This window comes from Pseudomonas sp. Marseille-Q7302, assembly GCF_965111925.1.
Genome location: NZ_CBCOPK010000001.1, coordinates 1,755,391 through 1,775,145, shown reverse-complemented (window position 1 = coordinate 1,775,145; position 19,755 = coordinate 1,755,391). Strand labels below are relative to the sequence as shown.

Sequence of the window (19,755 nt, the reverse complement as noted above, 5' to 3'; positions counted from 1 at the left end):
AGCATGACCATGAAAGTCGTCTGTACCTCGCCGTCCTTCGCCAAGTATTCCCGCGAACCGCTGGAGCTGCTGGCCCGCCACGGCATCGACGTGGTGACCTTGCCCGCCGACATCGATGCCGAGGGTTTCATCGCCGCGGCCGCCGAGTGCCAGGCGGCCATCACCGCCTTCAATGTCTTCGACGCCGCCACCTTCGCGGCCCTGCCGCAGCTGCGCCTGGTGTGCAAGCACGGCGTCGGGGTCGACAACATCGACCTGGACGCGGCCCGCGCCGGCGGCGTGACCGTGTGCAACGTGCCCAACTCCAACCGCCACGCGGTGGCCGACTACACCTTCGCCCTGCTGCTGGCCTCGGCCCGCCAGGTCGCCCGCGCCGACCGCGAGACCCGCGCCGGCGAGTGGCCGCGGCTGTTTGGCGCGGATGTCCACGGAAAGACCCTGGGCATCGTCGGCCTGGGCAGCATCGGCAAGGAGGTCGCACGTCGCGCCAGTGGCTTCGCCATGCGCGTCATCGCCCATGACCCCTACCCCGACCAGGCCTTCGCCGACCGCGAGCGCATCGAATTCCGCGCCCTGGACGAGCTGCTCGCCGAGGCCGATTTCGTCACCCTGCACATCGGCCTGTCCGACGCCACTCGCCATCTGATGGATGCGCGGCGCCTGGGCCTGATGAAGCCGGGTGCCCACCTGATCAACGCCGCGCGCGGCGGCATCGTCGACGAAGAGGCGCTCTACCAGGCGCTGCACAGCGGCCATCTGGGCGGCGCGGCCCTGGACGTGTTCGAGGACGAGCCGGCCAACCAGCACCCGCTATACGGGCTGCCCGCCGTGGTGGTGTCGCCGCACATCGCCGGCTACACCCCGGGCGCCCTGGACATCCTCAGCCTCACCTGCGCCCGCAACGTGGTGGCCGCCCTCACGGGCACAGCCCCCCTGGAGTCGGTCGTCGTCACTCCCTGACCCTTCATCCCTTTTCGGAACCTGATCATGGATAACAACAACAAGGCCACCAGGATTCGCTGGATCATCGCTGGACTGATGTGGACGGCGATCGCCATCAACTACATCGACCGGGTGGTGCTCTCCGCCGCCGCACCCTTCATCAGCAAGGAATTCGCCCTCAACGCGACCGAGATGGGGCTGATCATGTCGGCCTTCTTCTGGTCGTACGCCCTGCTGCAATTGCCCGCGGGCTGGCTGGCCGACCGCTTCGGTCAGAAGGCCACCCTGGGCGGCGCGGTGCTCTGGTGGTCGCTGGCGACTGCCCTGACCGGTCTCGCCACGGGTTTCAAGTCGCTGTTCGCCTTGCGCATCGGCCTGGGCATCGGCGAGGCGGCGGCCTACCCGAGCAACGCCGGCATCACCTCGCGCTGGTTTCCCGACAAGGAGCGCGCCACCGTGTCGGGCATCTTCGATAGCGGTTCCAAGTTCGGCGGCGCGGTGGCCATGCCGCTGATCGTCGGCCTGATCGCACTGTTCGGCTGGAAGCTGACCTTCGTCATCAGCGGCGCCCTCGGCATCCTCTGGGCCCTGGCCTGGTTCGCCTTCTACCGCAATGATCCGGAAGACCATCCACGCATCAACGAGGCCGAGCTGCGCTACATCCGCGAAGGGCAGCGCCGTCGCGAGGGCAATGGCGAGAAGCCGGCGATGCGCTGGTACGAGCTGCTGCGCTACCGCAACGTCTGGGCCATGTGCCTGGGCTTCTTCTTCATCAACTACAACTCCTACTTCTTCATCACCTGGCTGCCCACCTACCTGGTCAAGGAAAAGGGCATGGACCTCATCTCCATGGGCTTCATGGCCGCCTTGCCGCTGCTCATCGCCATGGTGGTAGAAATCTTCGCCGGCTGGCTGTCGGATCGCATCTACCGCAGCGGTCGCTATTCGCTGACGGCCATCCGCAAGACCTTCCTGGTGGTGGGCCTGCTGATGGCCTCCTGCATTGGTCTGGCCGCCTTCGCCGAATCCGCCTGGATCGCGATCATCCTGCTGTGCATCGCCAAGTCAGGCACCACCGTGGCCGCCACCCAGGTCTGGGCCATGCCCGGGGATATCGCCCCGCGCGGCATGACGTCCATGCTGGCCGGTCTGCAGAACTCGGTCTCCAACATGGGCGGTGTGGTCGGCCCCATCGTCACCGGCTTCATCGTCGCCACCACCGGCTCCTTCAACATCGCCCTGCTGTTTTCGGCGGCGCTGATCGTGGCGGCCATCCTCAACTACCTGTTCCTGCTCGGCCGGGTGGAACCCATCGTCACCGATGACGACCCGGAAGCGGACCTGCTGCGCGCGGGCCAGCCCAGCCACTGACGTTTCTCGTTCAGGGCGCCGGCGTTCTGCCAGCGCCCTGTGAAAAAGCTCGTACAACAACAACACGGAGCGATTTCCATGCAGACGTTCGACGTGCAAAGCACTGCCATCATTATCGGGATGGTGGTGGTCTACATTCTCTTCACCACCTGGCTCAGCATCCGCCTGCGCAGCCGTACCAGTGGCGAATTCATGGTGGCTGCGCGCAGCATGCCGGCCTTCGTGGTGGGCATCCTGATGATGTCGGAATTCATCGGCGCCAAGTCCACCGTTGGCACTGCCCAGGCAGCCTTCGAAAGCGGTTTCGCCGCCTCCTGGTCGGTGATCGCCGCCGCCATCGGCTTTCCACTGTTCGGCCTGCTGATGGCGCGCAAGCTCTACGCCTCCGGTGAATTCACCATCTCGGGCTTCATCGCCCAGAAGTACGGCCTGTCCACCAAGCTGATGGTGTCGATCATCATGATCTACGCCCTCTTGCTGGTGAACGTCGGCAACTACGTCAGCGGCGCCGCGGCGATCGCCACGGTACTCAAGATCAACCTGCCCACCGCCGCCTTCATCACCGCCATCGTCAGTACCCTGTACTACGCGTTCGGCGGGCTGAAGAGCGTGGCCTACGTCAGCATCCTGCACACCGGGGTCAAGTACGTGGGCGTGCTCATCGTCCTGGGCGTGGCCCTGCACATGACCGGCGGCTTCACTCCGGTCATGCAGAACATGCCGGAGCACTACTTCACCTGGGACGGCGCCATTGGCGGCAGCAAGATCTTCGCCTGGATCATCGGTACGGTCGGCGCGATCTTTTCCACCCAGTTCATCATCCAGGCGATCTCCTCGACCAAGGATGCCCGCGCCGCACAGCGCTCCACCTTCCACGCCTCGCTGCTGTGCATTCCCATCTCCCTGGCATTGGGCTTCATCGGGGTAGCGGCCAAGTACCTGCATCCGGAAATGAGCAGCCTCTACGCCCTGCCCGTCTTCCTGCAGTCGATGCATCCCGTGCTGGCCGGCGTGGTGACCATCTCCCTGGTCGCCTCCATCTTCGTCAGCGTCAGCACCGTGGCCCTGGCCATCGCTTCCCTGGTCGTGCGGGACTTCTATGTGCCGCTGCGCAAGCCGACCCCCGAGCGTGAATTCAAGGCCACCCGGGTGATCTCCCTGATCATTGGCTTCGTGCCGCTGTTCTTCGTGTTCTTCGTGCCCGAGATCCTGAACCTGTCGTTCTTCACCCGGGCGCTGCGCCTGTCCATCGCGGTGATCGCCATGATCGCCATCTACCTGCCGCTGTTCGCCACCAACCGGGGCGCGACCCTGGGCCTGCTGGCCTCGACCATCACCACCAGCGTCTGGTATCTGCTGGGCAACCCCTATGGCATCGACAACATGTACGTTGCCCTGGCGACGCCCGCCATCGTCGTGGTCATCGAACGGCTCTTCCCCCAGTCCGCCGCCAAAGCCGCCCCTGCCGAGGTCCGCCATGCCAACCACTGAAATCGCCATCGCCGGTCGCCAGGACAGCTTCCTGCCGACGCCCTATCCGCAGAACCACGCCGCCAACCTGCTGGCTCAGCCTGACGGCACCCTGCTGTGCACCTGGTTCGCCGGCACCCAGGAAGGCAAGGCCGACATCTCGGTGCTGCTGAGCCGCCGCGATCCCGTCAGCGGGATCTGGAGCGATCCGGTGCAGCTATCGGACGACCCGACTCGCTCCGAGCAGAACCCCATCCTGTTCCAGGCACCCGGCGGCCCGCTGTGGCTGCTGTGGACCGCCCAGGTCGCTGGCAACCAGGACACCGCCATCGTGCGCCGCCGCTTGTCCACCGACGGCGGCCACAGCTGGAGCGCCATCGAGACCCTGATCGACACGCCCGGCACCTTCGTCCGCCAGCCGCCGGTGGTGCTCTCAAACGGCGACTGGTTGCTGCCGATCTTTCACTGCATCGCTCGCCCCGGCGAGAAATGGGTAGGCAGCCATGACACCAGCGCCGTGCTGATTTCAGGCGATCAGGGCCGCAGCTGGACCGAGCATGCCGTGCCCGAGAGCACCGGCTGCGTGCACATGAATATCCAGCTGCTGGGTGACGGCAGCCTGCTGGCGCTGTTCCGCAGTCGCTGGGCCGACTTTATCCACGCCAGCCGCTCTCAGGACGGCGGTCGCAGCTGGAGCGTCCCCACCCCGACGGCCCTACCCAACAACAACTCCTCCATCCAGTTCGTTCGCCTCACCAGCGGCGAACTGGTCGTGGCCTACAATCCCACCAGCGCCGCCGACTACAGCGAACGCCGCGCCTCGCTCTATGACGAGATCGACGACGGCGACAGCCGCGTCGATCCGGTGGCAAAGGACGGTGAACGCAGCGCCGTCTGGGGCGTGCCGCGTGGCCCCATGAGTCTGGCCGTGTCCACGGATGAGGGCCACACCTGGCGACGCCTGGATGTCGAGGCCGGCGATGGCTACTGCCTGACCAACAACTCCACCGAAAAGCTCAATCGCGAGTACTCCTATCCGAGCCTCGTGCAGGCGGCCAACGGGGATGTGCACCTGGCCTTCACCTACTTCCGCCAACGCATCAAGCACGTCCGGCTGCCGCTGGCCGCGCTGCGTTGAAGGAGACGGCGATGACGACTCAGCCTCACGCCCTGGTCACCGGCGTCAGTTCCGGCATCGGCGCGGCCATCGCCCAGCGCCTGCTCGCCGAAGGCTGGCGGGTGACCGGCCTTAGCCGCCGCCCGCCCGAGCAGACGCATCCGGCGCTGACCTGGATCGGCGTCGACCTGGCCGATGAACAGGCGCTGGATGCGGTGCTGGCCGACATCGAACCGCTGGACGCCATCGCCCATGCGGCCGGCTTCATGCGCACCGCGCCACTGGGCGCCCTGGATCCGGCCGACGGCGCAGCCATGTGGCACCTGCACGTCGCCGTGGCCAGCCGGCTGGTGGACCGCCTGATCGAGCGCCTCGCCACAGGCGGGCGCATCGTACTGATCGGCAGCCGCACCATGCAGGGCGCCGCTGGACGCAGCCAGTACGCCGCCACCAAGGCGGCCCTGGTGGGTCTGGTGCGCTCCTGGGCGCTGGAGCTGGCCTCGCGCGGCATCACCGTGAACCTGGTGGCGCCCGGGGCGACCGAGACACCCATGTTGCGCGATCCGGGTCGCGCCGGCACGCCGCCGCGGCTGCCTCCGCTGGGCCGCTACGTACAACCTGAGGAAGTCGCCGGCCTGACCGCCTTCCTGCTCGGCCCGGATGCCGGCGCCCTCACCGGCCAGACGCTGACGGTCTGCGGCGGCGCGTCGCTGTGATGTGGGGGACGCGCGACTGCGCTAGAGTAGCGCCGTCTCTCCCGATGGAATCCCCATGAAGGTCGCCAAACGTCGCCAGGCCATCCTCGAACTGGTTCTGGCCGGTCACACCAACGTCGAAACCCTCTGCCGGCATCTGGAGGTGTCGGAAGCCACGGTGCGCCGTGACCTCACCGCCCTCGCGGAAGAAGGCCAGATCCTGCGGACCTACGGCGGCGCGACCCACATCGGTACCCGTGAGCCGGAGCCGTCCCTGGAGCAACGCAGCAACCAGTCCGCTCCGGAAAAGGCCCTGCTCGCCCGCGCCGCCCTCGCCCATATCAACGACCACGACACCCTGGTGCTGGACGGCGGCACCACGACCGCCGCCCTGGCCAAGCTGCTCAGCGAGCGGCGCGGCCTGCACGTCATCACCAACAACCTGCTGGCGGTGCCGCTGCTGCGCGATCTGCCGGAAGGCCACGTCACCCTGCTCGGCGGCGACCTGCGGCCCGGCAGCATGTCCACCTTCGGCCCGGCGGCCTTCACCATGCTGGAGCGGCTGTCGGCCGACAAAGTCTTTCTCAGCGCCGATGGCGTCGTCGCCGGGCGTGGCCTGTGCGAGGCCAGCCCCGAGCAGGCGTACCTCAAGGAGCTGATGATCCAGCAGGCCGCCGAGGTGTTCGTACTCGCCGACTCGACCAAGCTGGGCCGCGATCGCCAGCAGCACTGGACGCCGCTCAAGACGGACTGGACGCTGATTACCGATGCCACGGCGAGCGAGTCTCTCGCGCCCTTCCGGCAGCAGGCGCTGGTTCGCGTGGAGGTCGTGTCCTGAGAATCAACACGCTGATCTACGCAGGGCCTTGGCGTAAGGGTCAGTCGTTGAACGCGGTAGGCGGCTGCGATTCACACGCCAGCTTCATTCCAGGCGTGCTCTAAGTGCCACCCCTAAACCGCGTCGCCGGCGCCTGACGCCGAACGCCAAATGTTGGCCAGCGCTTGGGCTAAGTGCATAGGGGCCACCTGCAGCCGATACGGCATTGGTTCGGTATGTGGCCACCCGGCGAATCAGACGTACTCACACGCCTTCGCCGGCTTGGTCGGGTACCTGCCCCGCGCGGCGAAAAGCGCGGTACTTACCCTTGCTCAGCGTCGAAGCTAAGTGCGGGCGGGCGGCTACGAAAACCTCCCGTCAGCCAAGCCAGATAGAGTCCACCGAGCATCAGCCAGCTGCAGCCAAGCATGATCGCCAAGCGGTCGAGGCTGATCATCAGCCAGAGCGTCGCCAACAGACCAATAAGCGGACACAGCAGATAGAGCACCAGTTGTAGGGGGCCACGCTTTTGGGGCTGACGCGCGAAGTGAACGATCACCGAGAGGTTCACCAGGCTGAACGCTAGAAAGGCGCCGAAGTTGATGAATGAGGTCGAGGTAGTGACATCGAGCCTCAGGGCCAGCAGCGCCACTACCGCGCAGACCAGGATAGCGCCTACCGGCGTACCGAAGCGCGGGCTCAGGGTGCCCAGTAGCGCACGCGGCAGCACGCCGTCGCGGCCCATGGCGAACATCAGGCGCGAGGCGCTGGCCTGCGCCGATAAGCCAGAGGTGAACTGGCCCACGATCAACCCGATCAGGAAGACCGACACAAACAGATCACCGCCGATATTGCGGGCGATCTCGTAAGCGGCCGCATCGCTGCTTTCAAATTGGGTGGACGGATGGGCCAGCTGAACGAAATAGGCCGTGACCACGAAGATCAGTCCACCGATTAGGGTGATCAGCAGGATCGCCCGAGGAATGGTGCGCTGAGGGTCGCGGGTTTCCTCAGTCAGGGTGCTGACCGCATCAAAGCCCAGGAAGGAGTAGCACGCTACCGCCGCGCCCGCCATCACCAGAGACAGGTTCACGCCCTCGTCCAAGAACGGTTGCAGCGACAACAGTGGCTTGCTGGCGTCGCCCAGCACGTAATGCACGCACAGCGCCACGAAGGCCAGCAGCACTAGAAACTGCACCAGCATCAGTACGCTGTTGATGCCCTTGGCCAGGTGCAGGCCCACGATGTTGATCACGCTGGTGACCAGGATGAACGTCAGCACCCAAAGCGCCTGGGGTAGCTGCGGGAACGCCGAATGGAGGTAGGCCGCGCCAATCAGCCAGATCGCCATCGGGAGGAAGAGGTAGTCGAGCAACACCGCCCAGCCGGCAATGAATCCGAGGTGATCGCTGATGCTGTGGCGCACATAGCTATAAGCCGATCCGGCTACCGGAAACAGCTTGGCCATGCGCGCGTAACTCAGCGCGGTGAAGCACATCGCCACCGCAGCGGCTAGGTAGGCCGCCGATACGGCGCCGTGGGTGATCTCGGCAAGGATACCGAACGTGCCGAGCACGATAATCGGCGTCATGTAGGCGATGCCGAACAGCACCACCGCTCCCAAAGACAGGGATCGTTGCAGACGAGCCATTACTTGTTACTCCCATTTTATACGTTGTTATGGCAGGACCGAAGTCGGCAAAAGCGCGCGGCAAGGCCGCAACGGGCGCGTCTGTGGCGCCCCTCAGAAGGGAAATGTCAGGGGATCAGTAGCTCACGCACGCCATTGGCATGGTCGATACGCGTACCTGGCAGCGTCATGCGGCGCTCTTCCAGATAGCGGTAGTCACGGCGGGCTTCAGCTAGGCGATGAAAGTCCAAGGTAATGGACTGCGCGCAGGGCTCTCGACCGGCTTCCAGCAACAGGCTGCCGTTGGGGTCGACCACTGCACTGCCGCCCGCGAATACCAGGCCGTCGTCGCCTGCGCCGACCCGGTTGCTCATCACCGCGTAGGCCTGGTTTTCCATCGCCCGCGCTGTGATCGCGGTTCGGTGCGTCGGCCCGTACGGGTCCATGTTGCCGTTAGTGACGATCAGCAGCTCTGCGCCAAGCTCGCCCAGGGCACGTGCGCTCTCCGGAAACTCGATGTCGAAGCACACCAGCAAGCCGACCCGTACGCCGTCCAGCAGCGCGGTGGCGTAGCGATCGCCCGGCGCGAACACGCCGCGATCCGACGCCCACAGGTGCGTCTTGCGATAGATCAGCACAATGTCCTGCCCGTCCATCAACACAGTAGTGTTATAGAACGTGCCGCCGTCGTCTTCGGCAAAACCGATGGCAACAGCCAGCCCACGCGCAGCCGCTGCCTTGCCGATAGCCGTCAGGCTTGGGCCATTCAAAGGCTCAGCCAGGGCCGCAACGTTTTCTGGCGTCGGAAAGCCCGTCAGGTAGGTTTCCGGGAACACCAGCAGGCGTGTACCCGCCCTGCACGACGCGATAGCCTGCAGGGCCTGGGCGAGATTATGGGCCGTATCACCATCACGACCGGTGAGCTGAGCGAGTTCAACTTGCATGACGGGGCTCCGTTCTTGGTGTTGCATCAGGTGGGGGGCAAACACAGAATGCGGACACCCCTCCGGCCGGAGTCGAGTATGGAGGCGGAGCCACACAGGCGGAATTACGCACGCGGGGTAACCCCATAGGGGTAGACAGATGACCATGACCTTGCACGACATCGCCTTCCATCAGACCGTGGCCGAACTCATCGAAGCGCTCGAACGCCCGCACTTTTGGCGTGCCATGACTCGCGCGCTGGCGCAGTACGTACATCACGACAGTTGGGTGGCCCTGGTCTTTAGCGAGGGACGCCCGCAGGTGTTGGCTGAAAGTCCCGGCGACGACGGTGCACCGGACCGGCTCTTTCAGGACTATCTGCACGGCCTGTACCTGCTCGACCCCTTCTACATCGCCAGTCGCGAGAGCCAGCGGGAAGGTCTCGTACGCTTGAGCGAAATCGCGCCTGACTGTTTCGAGCAAACGGACTACTACCAGCGCTACTTCAGCCTCAACGTGGTCGCTGACGAGGTGCAGTTCAATGTCGCCCTCCCCGGTGCTAGAACGCTGTGTCTGTCACTAGGTTCACGGCAACGCTTCCAACCTGACCAGATAGCCCTGTTCTCCCTGGTAGCGCCCTGGGTTACCGCGTTGGTCCGTCAGCGCCTGAACCACGAGCCGGAGCCCAGTGAGCCGACGGCCGCCCCGCCTTGGCAGGAGCGCCTTGAGCGGATGGCACGCCAAGTGGAAACGGCGCTGACCGGTCGCGAGCTGGAAGTGGCGCGTCTGGTCCTCAGCGGGTACTCCAGCAAAGAGGTGGCGCGCAAGTTAGCCATTTCGGCTGAGACCGTGAAGGTGCACCGCAAGCACGTCTACAGCAAGCTGGGCATCAAGTCGCAGTCGGAGCTGTTCGCGGTGTTCCTGCAGGCTCAGCGCGGATGACGCCACAGATTTGCATCGCGCAGTGCAATGAAGAAGGCAACCTGGGTCAGTATGCTCATGAGGGATCCCCTGTATGCGTGATGGGTTGATCAACTGGCGGTGACAGTCATGCTGCCATCGGCCATGACCATCGAGCCGACTAGATAGCTTGCGCGGTCCGAGGTGAGCATGGCGACAATCTCGGCAATTTCCTCCGACTGCCCAGCACGGCCAATGGGCGCGGTTTCGCCGTGCCGGGCAAGAAAACCCGGGCCGTCGCCGACCACGCCATTAAGGATGTTGGTGACGACGTCGTCGACTCCGACCGCGTTGACGCGGATGCCGTGCTCGATGGCTTCGAGCGCGAGCGTGCCGGTCAGTTGGGCTAGTGCAACCCTTAGGCGCCGAGGGTGGGAAACGCACAGCCGGACGCGTATGAGGCCATGGTGACGATAGCTCCGGATTCGTTGGGCATCATTGTCTTGACGGCCTCGCGGCACCAGCATCGGTTGAGAGTGGTCGTAGCGAGAAGCGCTGGGAAGACGATTATGTTTGCGCAGGTTGACACTGACCCGTAGTCGTTCGGTCGGGACCTAAATCAGCCACAGCCGCCAGGACCTACGTTCTTTGACCGACGACCGTGTCTGAGGGCCGGCGGATGTGGAAACGCGGCACGAGTAGTTAGCGCGCCGCGCATGCTCACCGTGGGCCGAGCGCAGCCGCCCATCGTAAGAGGTGGCATAGCCCGCGCGTATTTTTTCCACCAATTAAAGATGGGTACTGCATGTCCAATAGACAGGAGCCGCCATTAGGGCTATCTGCGGGCGATTTCGATGAAGACCCTAGAGATCCGCGGCTCGAGCTGTCGCCTGCTGATATCGCGGTCGAAGCGGAGCAAATCGCTCGGTACCAGGCTGAGCTGACGCTGGAAAAGACTCTGCTGGAGATCGACAAGCTCAACATCGAACTCACAGAGCTGCGCGTCGACTCATTTCGAAAATGGGCCACGCTTGCAGCAGTGATCACCGGTATTATGATCACGCTTATATCGGCCTTGAATAAGGCCCCGGAGGCGCCGCCCTCCAAAGGAGTAGCGCATGAACGCACAAGCCATAAATGAGTCGAGACGCCGTAGGGTCGAAGCCACACGCGCTGAGGTTGACGCGGTCCTTGAGAAGTCTGCCAGGTACCGTAAGCGTCAGGCCAATCCTCTGTGGATCGCGGTGCCCGTACTCACCGGCGCGGCCTTTACTGCTGGCGTAGCCTATCTCGCCCACCTGCTCGTGTAACTCTATCGCCGGTGAAGGAGCCCTCTCGCGAGGGCTTTTTTGTGCCCGCTATTCCTTCAAGCGCACAGACGCCAGGTTCCGTGGAGCAGCCGGCACTGCTCCTTCCCAGGCATCTGCCTGAGAACCTAAAGGTGCGGGAATCAAGCACCCTAGTCGCTCGCTCAACCGCGTCCCAGTCGCTGAATCAGACTTTCAAGCAACTCAATGACCAGTTGGCGATCCTCGGCGCTGAGGGTAGCCAGGCGCGTTTCGAGATGTCGGGCCTGATCCTGAGGCCGGGCACTTGCCTCGGTCAGCAAGTCCGCTGCTTCACAGCCGAATACCTCCGCCAGAGACAATAAGCGCTCAATGTTAGGCATGACCAAACCGCGCTCAATGCGCGATACCGCCTCGTTGCCTATCCCCAATCGTTCGGCGATCTGCTCTTGGGTGAACCCGCAGCGAATGCGCTGCCGAGCAATGGCTCGCCCCACCAGACCTGCCAATGCCGCCGTATCGTACTCAGCCATGACGCCCTCCCTTCAACCTCAATGGTCGAGCGACACCCTGTTGACATGAAGGGCATTACAGGTTGAATATCAACCCTATAGGTTGTCTTGCTAAAGCTCGCCTATCTGCTCATGGGCAGCTAGTGAGAGGGCCGGAATCCTCTTGGTCACCAGAGACATGGCTGGCTCGGCACCTTGGGCAATAGCACTTGTAAGGCTGCTGCTAACGCTGAGATACCTCCAAGCCAGCGAGTGCAAGCTGAAGTGCTGAGCGACCTGCCCGGACAGGATCGATTAATCGACCCCCAGACGGACGTTAGGAAAATCGAGGTATACGCATCATGACGCACACCAAGAACACGCGGATTTATCCGCTCCCGCAGAAAGGTATCGACGCCAGCTACTTCGCAAGCGACTTGTCGGACCTTTCAGATGACATCGAGCTGCGCTTTTCCATACTGAAGGACCTACTCGATCAGCTTGACGCGTGCACCCTGGAAACAGATTCGCTTCGCGCCACGATTATCAAGATGACCGCGCAAGATCTGTTGGATGAGATAGTCATCATCCATCGCCGCAGCAAAAGCATTACGAACGCCTCCGCACTGGGCCTATGAGCAGTCCAAGCCCGCAGAGTGGCTCGATAAATCTTGATTAACCGCCACTGGCTTCTTCGCCGCGCTGCTCGGACCGAGCTTTGATGTCGTCGAGCACACGCGACACCCTGACAGGCATGTTGAGCATCTTGCGAAGCGTCGCAATGTGGTTTTCAGCGACTTCGGGCGTTGAGCGCTTTGCGGGGGCTACTCGATGTGCCGGGCGTGGACGATGGCCCATGCCGAGGTCTCTGTTCGCCACGGCCTGCACTGCCGGCCTGTCCCGCAATGCATAAGGCCGGAAACCTCCCGACTGCGCTCGTCTGATCAAGCCAAAAGCATAGGCCACCACGTTGCGTACCCCGCCGTTACGGTGTCTGGCGTCGAGCTCTGCCAACACCTGCTGACGCTGCTCTAGGGACAATTCATCAAGTGCCGTCAGCAGCTCCTGCAACTGCTCCTCATCAATTCCCGCGAGACAGGATGGAAGCGGAGCATTGCCCTTCGTGTTTTCCAGCTTTGAAGGATACGTACGTACTTTATACGTCTTACTACTGTACGTACTGTATTGGCCAATTGGTTCGTCGTGGACTTTGTTGGTCTGTGGCAGACCGGTTTGGCCTAAGCCGGACTCCACAGGTACCGCCCCGGAGATAGAGCTCCCAAACTCGCTTGGGATAGAAGCTCCATTAGGCACTACATCTTTACTGCGCTCACCCTGCGTGAACGCCTGACTTAGATGCTGCGCGATCCGCTGGATCGGATGCCCAGTCTCGTGCAGGCACGCTTGTAATAGACAGGCAAGCGTCTGGTCGGCAGTGCATGCCTGATCAAACGCTAAGGCGCGCTCATGCACCCTGTAGCGCTCGCTCATCACCTTGCCCGTCATGGGGTCACGCTGCACACCGATCAGCGTGATCCATCCCGTCAGGCGCAGCACTTTCAGAACACGTCGCGCCGTCTCATAGCCCGCCCGCTGCCCTAACGGCGTGGTGGTGAGATAGCGTCGTAGCTGGCTCAGGCTCGTAAGCGAACTGACACCATCCGGGCCGCTCAGCACGCGCAAGACCTGCCAGCCGTTGCGCTCCAAGGGAGTCAGGCGCGGATCTACCAGCAGTGCGGTTGGCGTCGTGACCCAGTCAGTCGATGCGTAGCGCTCGTGTGCGGAATAGCTTGCCATTTCCTCTCCCCTACCAAGGCCTTTCGGCTGCCAGGCGAGTCTCTTTGGCACCAACTGGTCTGTCCCGGATAAATCCGATTTGGCCCGTCACCGTATTTCTGTTGCATACCAAATGGTCTGCTGTAGACCAACCTAGATGAGTCAGAGGTGGGTAGAGCCCCCTAGCTTAACGGCAGAGAAAGTCTAGGACTGTCTGGCAAGGCAGGGATGGGAACCGGTCTGGATGGCCTGACCACCAAACGGTCTTCACCCTGCCGCATTTCGCTCGTAATTAACGAGCCGCGATCATTGCTGGGTAGAGCCAGGGACGCTTGTGACTGGTTGCGGTCACGATTTGAGCGAGGTAGATTTGGCTGGTCATGGTCAATCCCATGACTAGGTGTAGCAACCTAAAGCGTTCGAGGCGCGGTAGCGCCATAGTCAGGGAGTCGTACGTGCGCGTATTGGCTTCATGATTCTATGGCGGGCCGTGTAGGGCAGGCTTTTGCCTGGCCGGTTCCCTCGGACGCCGGTTTGCTACCCCTGCACGGTCCGCCTCCCTTACCGTGTAGCAACGGCGGGTGGCGGCTCCTTAATCGTCTGAGGAGCAGTTAAAATGCCTGTATCTCCTTTTAAGCCCGAGCTCCGCCTCGGCGCTATCGGCTCGCCATATACCTCTACAACGGAGGTGTGTCATGGCTGAGAAGAAGCCCTCTGTGGTCCCCTTCCCCAGCAAGCCAATCGCGCTTAACCAAATGGATCTTTCCACTCGGTCTATCGAAGCCGATGCGGATCTTCGTGCCTCAATGCTAGGTGACCTGCTAGTTCAGCTGGCAGAGCGCGACTCTGGTCCTTCTGACGAGCTGCGGCTAAAGGTTGCCTGCAACATCGCTCAGGAATTGCTAGACGAGATGGTCACGCTCTATCGCAGGGCAATCTCTAGTTCCCGGTGCGCCAACGCTCAAGCGACTACCGTCGATTAGAAGCGGTGGCTGGGATGGTCTAGCAACCATCCCAGCCTTTTGAGGCTCCGCTTTTTTTGCTATAAACGCCTAACGTCGAGCACCTGTCTCAACAGTCTCCAGGGGTCTGTAGCCAAATCGGCTCTACCTCAAAGGCAGTGCTCTACCGGCGTTTCTTGATATAGGCGCAGTGTCTCAGCTATAGGGTGCTGACGCGGCCGCCTTCACTCCGCCGCGGCGACGATAGCGATCTCGACCAGCAATTCCGGTGCTGCCAGCTTGGACTCAACTGTAGCCCGCGCGGGTGCTTGCCCTTCTGGTGCCCAGGCGTCCCACACCTCGTTCATACCGGCGAAGTTGGCCTGGATGTCCGACAGCCACACCTGGGCGCTGAGAATGCGCGTCTTGTCCAGGCCGACCTTGGCCAGGTAGTCGTCGATCTTCTGCAGCACCTGCGCGGTCTGCCCCTTGATGTCCTGGGTGCGATCATTGGCCGTCTGGCCGCCGACGAAGGTGATGCCGCCCTTGTACTGGACGACCCGGCTCATACGCTGGTTGGTTTCGATACGGGTAATGGGTTGCATATAGGCTCCTTGAGTGGCCTGGGGGTTGAGGAATCTCTGTGGAAGCGATCGATGGCAAAAGCCGTAAGATCGATCGGCGACGACTCGCCGAGCACCAGTTGCGCAACGCGCTGGCCGGTGCCAAGGCTCATCTGGAAACCGCTGCCGCAGTAACCGAACGAGTAGGTCAGGCCACTGGCGCGACTGCTGCTTGAGATGACGGGCAGATCGTCTTCCGTGAAGGCTTCGATACCGGACCAGGCGCGGTTGATGCCCAGATGCCTGAGGTGCGGAAAGAGATCCGTCACGGTCTGGGCGCTGGTTACGAGACGAGCGATATCGACCTCGCCGTGGCGGGCATCGTAGTCCAGGGCACCGATCAACTTGCCGCCAATGACCACTGTGCCGTTGTCGAATTGCTTGAAGGATAGGGCGCGACCGGTGGCGCCGAGCACCTGCTTGCAGAAGGGCGCCACTCGATGGGTCACCATCAGCATCAGGCCTTGCGGATAGGTGGGTACCGGCTCGCCCACCTCGGCAGCCAGGCGCCCCGCCCAGGCACCTGCCGTCACGACCAGCTGGTCCGCCTCGAACCGCCCCTTGCGCGTCTCGACCTGCCAGCGCGTGCCTCGCTGGGTGATCGATATCGCAGGCGTCTGTTCATGCAGCACCACACCTAGGCGCTCCGCCGCGTGCCGAACTGCCGTCACTACCCGATAGGGCGTCGCGTAGCCATCGTCCGCCACCCAGATGCCACCCACCACATGGGGCGCCACCGTCGGCAGAAGTTCGAAGACCTCCTCCCGATCAATGAGCACTTCATGGGTGAAACCGTGCGCCTGGAGGTGAGCGACTCGGTCCCGACATTGCTGCAGCTCTTCGTCATTTTCGGCCAGTTTCAGCTGACCACTCGCGACGAAACTCGCGTCCGTCCCCAGCAGCTCTGGCAGGTTGTGCCAGAGTTCTCGGGACGCCAACGCCAGGGGAATTTCCGCGAGATGCCGGCCGAGCGTCCGCACCCCGCCGGCGTTCACCCCAGAGGCATGTCGCCCGGCATAGTCGGCTTCGAGCACGATTACCCGCACGCCGCGCTGCGCGAGATGCCAGGCCGTGCTCAACCCATGCAGCCCGGCGCCAATGACGATCACGTCCGCCGTCAGGTCAGCCACTCGCCAGTTCTCCCAGGGTAATGGGCTTGATCGGTGGCCGAATACGGTAATAACCCACCTCGTCAGGCGTGAGCCCGCGGGACTTGGCGATGATCTCGGTGACGGTCAGTCCGCACATCCGTCCCTGGCAGGGACCCATGCCGCAGCGACCAAAGGATTTCGCCTGGTTCGGCCCGCTGCAGCCCAGCTCGACGAACCGCCGGACGTCGCCTGCCGTCACCTCTTCGCAGCGGCAGATAGTGACGTCGTCCCGGGCGGGAATGCGGTTCTCCTCGCGCGGGCGATAAAGGGCATCGAGGAAGGGGCGGATACGCAGGTTGCGCTCCAGCTCCGCACGCAAGGGCGCGGCCTGGGCATCGCGCTGGGCCGGGGTGATCTGGCCCAGATTACGCGCCAGCCCCAGCGCCGAGAGTTGCCCTTGCAGCGCGGCCGCCTGAGCCCCGCCGATACCCGCGCCGTCGCCCGCTACAGAGATGAAAGGTACGTCGAGCGCGCCCCACTGATCGGTTTCCGGCACGAAGCACAGCTGCGCATCATCCCAGCGATGCTGGGCCCGGAGCGCCTGGGTGAACTGGATATTCGGCACCACGCCCTGATGCAGCAGCACGGTGTTGGCCGACACCCGTTGTGCATTCCCGTCGACGACGAAGCTGAGCGCCTGCGCCTGCCCTTCCCCCTCGACCTGTAGTTGCTCGGCGCCGGTGTAGTGCGGGACCTCCCCTTTGCGCAGGGCGCGCAACAGCGAGACGCCCTTGCGCAGATAGGGCCAGGCCCTGAGCGCCGCCAGCAAATGGCCACGGGCGCGCCAGTAATCCTCACGGCGGCTGGTGTCCACCAGGGCCGCAATGGGTATGCCCGCCCGCAGGTATTGCCAGCCGAGCAGGTACAGCAGCGGTCCGCACCCGGCCAGCACCACCGGTCCCTGTGGACCGATACCGGCGGTCTTGAGCAGGATCTGCGCCGCCCCGGCCGTCATTACCCCGGGCAGGGTCCAACCCGGGATGGGAAAGGGCCGTTCCATGGCACCGGTCGCCAGGAGTACGGCCTTGGCGGCGAAGGAGCGCACCTTGCCGTCCTTGAGGTAATGCACTTGGCGCTCGCGGGTGATCTGCCAAACGGAAGCCCCCGTTTCGTGGCGCACGTTCGCACCCTTCATCGCGTCCGCCAGGCGGGCGCCCGCCGCATAATCCTCACCGAGCAGCTCGCGCCGCGCCAGCGTGGCGTTGCCGATGCCTCTATAGATCTGTCCGCCCACCGCGGCCTGTTCGTCCAGCAGCGCGACGGAGAGGCCAAGATCAGCCAGGGTCCGCGCACCGGCCATGCCAGCAGGGCCTGCCCCGATGACGACGACATCGATCGGCTCGAGATTCATGGCTGCACCTCCATCACCGCGGCATCGGCAGCGGTGAAGGGCAAGTCCCGAGCCCCTTGCTGCGAACGGATACGCATGCCGTCGGTTGCCTCGATCAGGCAACTCTGGCGACTCGGCACCCCATCGATCTCGACCAGGCATTCGAAGCACACACCCATCATGCAATAGGGCGCGCGTGCTTCGCCGCCCACGGGCGAGGTGCGGAACTGCCGTACGCCAGCCAGCAGCAAGGCGGCCGCGACCGTGAGACCACTGGGCACCTGGAAGGCCTGGTCGTCGAAGGTCAGGGTGATGAGACGGTTGCCCTCGGCATCGATACGGCGGAACAAGGAATCAGTGGGCATGGGAAAACACCTCCCCGGTGAGAAAACGTTCGCCGGCGAACACCGCCAGCTCTTCCGGCTGTTCACCGCCGCGGACCCAGGGCGCGATCCGTGTCGCGTGCGCCGCGGCCAGGGTCACGCCGCTGTGGCAGGTGACGACGAAGGCACCGGGATGCGAGACGGATTGTTGATAGATCGGATAGCCGTCCGGGCTCATGACGCGCAGGGCGCCCCAGGCGCGCACCAGGCGCACGTCAGCCAGCATCGGGAAGGTGTTGACGCCGCGCTGGGCGATCTTGGCGAGTACGTCGGTGGTGGTGAGGTCATTGAAACCAACCTCCTCCATCGAGTCGCCGAGCTGCACGCTGCCTTCATCGGTCTGGCGCACATTGATGGTCGGGTAATTCAGGAAGGGACGAACCCGCTCACTGACCAGTACCTGCCCACGATTCGGCGCGACCGGGGCATGCAGCCCGACCTGTTCCCCCAGTGGTCGATTGCCCAGCCCTGCGGCGAGTACCAGCCGCGGCGCGGTGAAGCGCTGACCAGGAGTAACCACGGTGAATTCGCCAGGCGCGGAATCGATCCGCTCGACCGGCATCCGCCCCAGTACCGTCGCCCCGTGGTGCTGCGCTCCCGCATGCAAGGCCCGCAGGAGCTTGAGCGGATTCACGTGGCCATCCATGGGTGTGTAGCTCGCCCCGACGACCTTGGGACCGATACCGGGCAAGCGTGCCCGCAGATCCGCCTGATCCAGCATTTCGAAGGGATAGTCACCTAGACCGGCTTGCATACCTGACAGCCGCACCTGGCGCTCCGCCAGCTCCTGATCGGAAAAGCACATGTGAAAGCCGCCGGGCTGCTTCAGGCGGACATCGACGTCCGTCTCCTTCAGCAGGTCCTCGGCCAGCCCGGCCCAGGCCAGCGCCGAGGAACGCGTCCAGCGGGAATATTCGAGGCGATCGAAGCCCTTGCCCTGCACCCAGACCAGACCGAAGTTGCCCCGGGAGGCGCGGAAGGCGTCATCGCCCTGGTCGAGCACCAGCGTCCTGGTACCGGCCTTCGCCAGGCCATAGGCGACCGCCATGCCGACCAGCCCACCGCCAACCACGATGACCTCTGCCGAGGGGGATACGCTGCTGTCGTTCATTGCTTCTCTCCGATCAGCACCCGATCCAGGCCGACGAGCCGATCCAGCAGCAGCATCACCGCCAGGGTGCCCAGGATCAGCACCGTGGAGGCCGCCGTGATCAGGGGATCGATGGTCTGGGAGATCTGGTTGTACATGGCGACCGGCAAGGTCGTAGTTCCAGGTGTGGCGACGAAGACCGTCATGGTCAGTTCGTCGAAGCTCTGGATGAAGGCGAGCAGCCAGCCGCCGACCACGCCAGTGCGGATCCGCGGCAGGATCACCCGCCAGAAGGTCTGCAACCGACTGGCGCCCAGGGATAGCGCGGCATGTTCCGCATCGCGCTCCAGGCCGATGGTGGACGCCAGCGTCAGCCGCAAGGCATAGGGCAGCACGACGATGACGTGGGTGATGCTCAGCGCCCACAGCGAGCCGCCCACCTGGGCAAGGGAAAAGAAGCGCAGGAAGGCGATCCCCAGCACCACCGAGGGAATCATCAGCGGCGACATCAGGAAGCCCGTGATCGCCCCGCGTCCGGGAAAGTCGTAGCGACTGATCGCCAGCGCCGCGGGGACCGCGAGCAAGGTCGCGACCGTCGCCGACACCAGGCCCAACTTGAGCGACAGCCAGAAGGCATCGACCATTTCCTGGTTGGCCCACAGCGCCTCAAACCAGCGCAGCGACAGGCCACCGGAAGGCAATGAAATGAAGCCTTCGCCGGTAAAGGACACCGCCATCACCACCACCAGTGGCGCGACGATGAAGGCGATGAAAAGCGCATGAAAGGCAAGGGAGAAGAAACCGTTCCGGTACATGGC

General features: G+C 63.7%; 20 protein-coding genes and 1 pseudogene. 10 read left to right on the top strand and 11 right to left on the bottom strand.

Annotation, left to right across the window (positions count from 1 at the left end):
- The first annotated feature begins 9 nt into the window (after window positions 1-9).
- From ACWPW1_RS08180 to ACWPW1_RS08155, 6 genes are all read left to right on the top strand, one after another.
- A complete protein-coding gene (locus ACWPW1_RS08180) occupies window positions 10-960 on the top strand; it encodes a phosphoglycerate dehydrogenase (RefSeq protein WP_454252748.1) in 951 nt (316 codons plus the stop codon).
- Window positions 961-987: 27 nt separating this feature from the next.
- Entirely contained in the window at window positions 988-2,313 is a 1,326-nt protein-coding gene (locus tag ACWPW1_RS08175; protein ID WP_323150109.1) for an MFS transporter, read from the top strand.
- A gap of 78 nt (window positions 2,314-2,391) precedes the next feature.
- Window positions 2,392-3,804 (top strand): sodium:solute symporter family protein, encoded by a 1,413-nt coding sequence (locus ACWPW1_RS08170; RefSeq protein ID WP_454252747.1) that lies wholly within the window; start codon window positions 2,392-2,394, stop codon window positions 3,802-3,804.
- Complete coding sequence (locus ACWPW1_RS08165) at window positions 3,791-4,921, top strand: sialidase family protein (protein WP_454252746.1); 1,131 nt, start codon at window positions 3,791-3,793, stop codon at window positions 4,919-4,921. The genes ACWPW1_RS08170 and ACWPW1_RS08165 overlap by 14 nt, the downstream gene beginning before the upstream one ends.
- Window positions 4,922-4,932: 11 nt before the next feature.
- Complete coding sequence (locus tag ACWPW1_RS08160) at window positions 4,933-5,616, top strand: SDR family NAD(P)-dependent oxidoreductase (protein ID WP_454252745.1); 684 nt, start codon at window positions 4,933-4,935, stop codon at window positions 5,614-5,616.
- Between the two features lie 55 nt (window positions 5,617-5,671).
- The gene (locus ACWPW1_RS08155) at window positions 5,672-6,433 is read left to right on the top strand and encodes a DeoR/GlpR family DNA-binding transcription regulator (RefSeq protein ID WP_454252744.1); all 762 of its coding nucleotides are present in this window, start codon (window positions 5,672-5,674) and stop codon (window positions 6,431-6,433) included.
- A 301-nt stretch (window positions 6,434-6,734) separates the two neighbouring features.
- On the opposite strand, the gene ACWPW1_RS08150 is transcribed toward ACWPW1_RS08155, so the two are convergent.
- Together ACWPW1_RS08150 and ACWPW1_RS08145 are read right to left on the bottom strand one after the other, a co-directional pair.
- Window positions 6,735-8,063, bottom strand: a complete 1,329-nt coding sequence (locus ACWPW1_RS08150; protein WP_454252743.1) for an APC family permease — start codon at window positions 8,061-8,063, stop codon at window positions 6,735-6,737.
- A 107-nt stretch (window positions 8,064-8,170) separates the two neighbouring features.
- Complete coding sequence (locus tag ACWPW1_RS08145) at window positions 8,171-8,986, bottom strand: carbon-nitrogen hydrolase family protein (protein ID WP_454252742.1); 816 nt, start codon at window positions 8,984-8,986, stop codon at window positions 8,171-8,173.
- Between the two features lie 139 nt (window positions 8,987-9,125).
- Here ACWPW1_RS08145 and ACWPW1_RS08140 point away from each other — a divergent pair, with 139 nt between their 5' ends.
- Entirely contained in the window at window positions 9,126-9,908 is a 783-nt protein-coding gene (locus tag ACWPW1_RS08140) for a response regulator transcription factor (protein ID WP_454252741.1), read from the top strand.
- Between the two features lie 89 nt (window positions 9,909-9,997).
- On the opposite strand, the pseudogene ACWPW1_RS08135 reads toward ACWPW1_RS08140, so the two are convergent.
- Window positions 9,998-10,386, bottom strand: a pseudogene (locus tag ACWPW1_RS08135) (SDR family oxidoreductase); the annotation flags it as partial.
- A gap of 285 nt (window positions 10,387-10,671) precedes the next feature.
- Between ACWPW1_RS08135 and ACWPW1_RS08130 the strand changes: the two are divergent.
- Window positions 10,672-11,007, top strand: a complete 336-nt coding sequence (locus ACWPW1_RS08130; RefSeq protein WP_454252740.1) for a hypothetical protein — start codon at window positions 10,672-10,674, stop codon at window positions 11,005-11,007.
- Between the two features lie 330 nt (window positions 11,008-11,337).
- On the opposite strand, the gene ACWPW1_RS08125 is transcribed toward ACWPW1_RS08130, so the two are convergent.
- The gene (locus ACWPW1_RS08125; RefSeq protein ID WP_160922927.1) at window positions 11,338-11,685 is read right to left on the bottom strand and encodes a helix-turn-helix domain-containing protein; all 348 of its coding nucleotides are present in this window, start codon (window positions 11,683-11,685) and stop codon (window positions 11,338-11,340) included.
- Window positions 11,686-12,005: 320 nt separating this feature from the next.
- Between ACWPW1_RS08125 and ACWPW1_RS08120 the strand changes: the two genes are divergently transcribed.
- Window positions 12,006-12,281 (top strand): hypothetical protein, encoded by a 276-nt coding sequence (locus ACWPW1_RS08120; RefSeq protein WP_454252739.1) that lies wholly within the window; start codon window positions 12,006-12,008, stop codon window positions 12,279-12,281.
- Between the two features lie 37 nt (window positions 12,282-12,318).
- Here ACWPW1_RS08120 and ACWPW1_RS08115 read toward each other — a convergent pair whose 3' ends face one another.
- Window positions 12,319-13,440 carry an STY4528 family pathogenicity island replication protein gene (locus tag ACWPW1_RS08115; protein ID WP_454252738.1) on the bottom strand — a complete coding sequence of 374 codons (1,122 nt, stop codon included), beginning with the start codon at window positions 13,438-13,440 and terminating at the stop codon, window positions 12,319-12,321.
- A 674-nt stretch (window positions 13,441-14,114) separates the two neighbouring features.
- Here ACWPW1_RS08115 and ACWPW1_RS08110 point away from each other — a divergent pair.
- Window positions 14,115-14,402 (top strand): hypothetical protein, encoded by a 288-nt coding sequence (locus tag ACWPW1_RS08110; RefSeq protein WP_181109433.1) that lies wholly within the window; start codon window positions 14,115-14,117, stop codon window positions 14,400-14,402.
- Window positions 14,403-14,605: 203 nt separating this feature from the next.
- Here ACWPW1_RS08110 and ACWPW1_RS08105 read toward each other — a convergent pair whose 3' ends face one another.
- Genes ACWPW1_RS08105 through ACWPW1_RS08080 form a run of 6 tightly spaced genes read right to left on the bottom strand, consistent with a single transcriptional unit; the run spans window position 14,606 to window position 19,752 of the window.
- Window positions 14,606-14,965 carry a RidA family protein gene (locus tag ACWPW1_RS08105; protein ID WP_042135772.1) on the bottom strand — a complete coding sequence of 120 codons (360 nt, stop codon included), beginning with the start codon at window positions 14,963-14,965 and terminating at the stop codon, window positions 14,606-14,608.
- A complete protein-coding gene (locus ACWPW1_RS08100) occupies window positions 14,926-16,113 on the bottom strand; it encodes an NAD(P)/FAD-dependent oxidoreductase (protein ID WP_454252737.1) in 1,188 nt (395 codons plus the stop codon). The genes ACWPW1_RS08105 and ACWPW1_RS08100 overlap by 40 nt, the downstream gene beginning before the upstream one ends.
- A complete protein-coding gene (locus ACWPW1_RS08095; RefSeq protein ID WP_454252736.1) occupies window positions 16,106-17,485 on the bottom strand; it encodes an FAD/NAD(P)-dependent oxidoreductase in 1,380 nt (459 codons plus the stop codon). The genes ACWPW1_RS08100 and ACWPW1_RS08095 overlap by 8 nt, the downstream gene beginning before the upstream one ends.
- Complete coding sequence (locus ACWPW1_RS08090; protein WP_434776189.1) at window positions 17,482-17,829, bottom strand: (2Fe-2S)-binding protein; 348 nt, start codon at window positions 17,827-17,829, stop codon at window positions 17,482-17,484. Before ACWPW1_RS08090 ends, ACWPW1_RS08095 begins: the two co-directional genes overlap by 4 nt.
- On the bottom strand, window positions 17,819-18,958 hold the full coding sequence (locus ACWPW1_RS08085; RefSeq protein WP_434776188.1) for an FAD-dependent oxidoreductase: 1,140 nt from the start codon (window positions 18,956-18,958) through the stop codon (window positions 17,819-17,821). Before ACWPW1_RS08085 ends, ACWPW1_RS08090 begins: the two co-directional genes overlap by 11 nt.
- Entirely contained in the window at window positions 18,955-19,752 is a 798-nt protein-coding gene (locus ACWPW1_RS08080; protein ID WP_059314249.1) for an ABC transporter permease, read from the bottom strand. The genes ACWPW1_RS08085 and ACWPW1_RS08080 overlap by 4 nt, the downstream gene beginning before the upstream one ends.
- Window positions 19,753-19,755 lie beyond the last annotated feature (3 nt).

Excerpts from the sequence above, each read along its gene's own strand:
- ACWPW1_RS08180 (WP_454252748.1), top strand. The coding sequence starts at position 10 with ATGAAAGTCGTCTGTACCTCGCCGTCCTTCGCCAAGTATTCCCGCGAA.
- ACWPW1_RS08175 (WP_323150109.1), top strand. The coding sequence starts at position 988 with ATGGATAACAACAACAAGGCCACCAGGATTCGCTGGATCATCGCTGGA.
- ACWPW1_RS08170 (WP_454252747.1), top strand. The coding sequence starts at position 2,392 with ATGCAGACGTTCGACGTGCAAAGCACTGCCATCATTATCGGGATGGTG.
- ACWPW1_RS08165 (WP_454252746.1), top strand. The coding sequence starts at position 3,791 with ATGCCAACCACTGAAATCGCCATCGCCGGTCGCCAGGACAGCTTCCTG.
- ACWPW1_RS08160 (WP_454252745.1), top strand. The coding sequence starts at position 4,933 with ATGACGACTCAGCCTCACGCCCTGGTCACCGGCGTCAGTTCCGGCATC.
- ACWPW1_RS08155 (WP_454252744.1), top strand. The coding sequence starts at position 5,672 with ATGAAGGTCGCCAAACGTCGCCAGGCCATCCTCGAACTGGTTCTGGCC.
- ACWPW1_RS08150 (WP_454252743.1), bottom strand. The coding sequence starts at position 8,063 with ATGGCTCGTCTGCAACGATCCCTGTCTTTGGGAGCGGTGGTGCTGTTC.
- ACWPW1_RS08145 (WP_454252742.1), bottom strand. The coding sequence starts at position 8,986 with ATGCAAGTTGAACTCGCTCAGCTCACCGGTCGTGATGGTGATACGGCC.
- ACWPW1_RS08140 (WP_454252741.1), top strand. The coding sequence starts at position 9,126 with ATGACCATGACCTTGCACGACATCGCCTTCCATCAGACCGTGGCCGAA.
- ACWPW1_RS08130 (WP_454252740.1), top strand. The coding sequence starts at position 10,672 with ATGTCCAATAGACAGGAGCCGCCATTAGGGCTATCTGCGGGCGATTTC.
- ACWPW1_RS08125 (WP_160922927.1), bottom strand. The coding sequence starts at position 11,685 with ATGGCTGAGTACGATACGGCGGCATTGGCAGGTCTGGTGGGGCGAGCC.
- ACWPW1_RS08120 (WP_454252739.1), top strand. The coding sequence starts at position 12,006 with ATGACGCACACCAAGAACACGCGGATTTATCCGCTCCCGCAGAAAGGT.
- ACWPW1_RS08115 (WP_454252738.1), bottom strand. The coding sequence starts at position 13,440 with ATGGCAAGCTATTCCGCACACGAGCGCTACGCATCGACTGACTGGGTC.
- ACWPW1_RS08110 (WP_181109433.1), top strand. The coding sequence starts at position 14,115 with ATGGCTGAGAAGAAGCCCTCTGTGGTCCCCTTCCCCAGCAAGCCAATC.
- ACWPW1_RS08105 (WP_042135772.1), bottom strand. The coding sequence starts at position 14,965 with ATGCAACCCATTACCCGTATCGAAACCAACCAGCGTATGAGCCGGGTC.
- ACWPW1_RS08095 (WP_454252736.1), bottom strand. The coding sequence starts at position 17,485 with ATGAATCTCGAGCCGATCGATGTCGTCGTCATCGGGGCAGGCCCTGCT.
- ACWPW1_RS08090 (WP_434776189.1), bottom strand. The coding sequence starts at position 17,829 with ATGCCCACTGATTCCTTGTTCCGCCGTATCGATGCCGAGGGCAACCGT.
- ACWPW1_RS08085 (WP_434776188.1), bottom strand. The coding sequence starts at position 18,958 with ATGAACGACAGCAGCGTATCCCCCTCGGCAGAGGTCATCGTGGTTGGC.
- ACWPW1_RS08080 (WP_059314249.1), bottom strand. The coding sequence starts at position 19,752 with ATGTACCGGAACGGTTTCTTCTCCCTTGCCTTTCATGCGCTTTTCATC.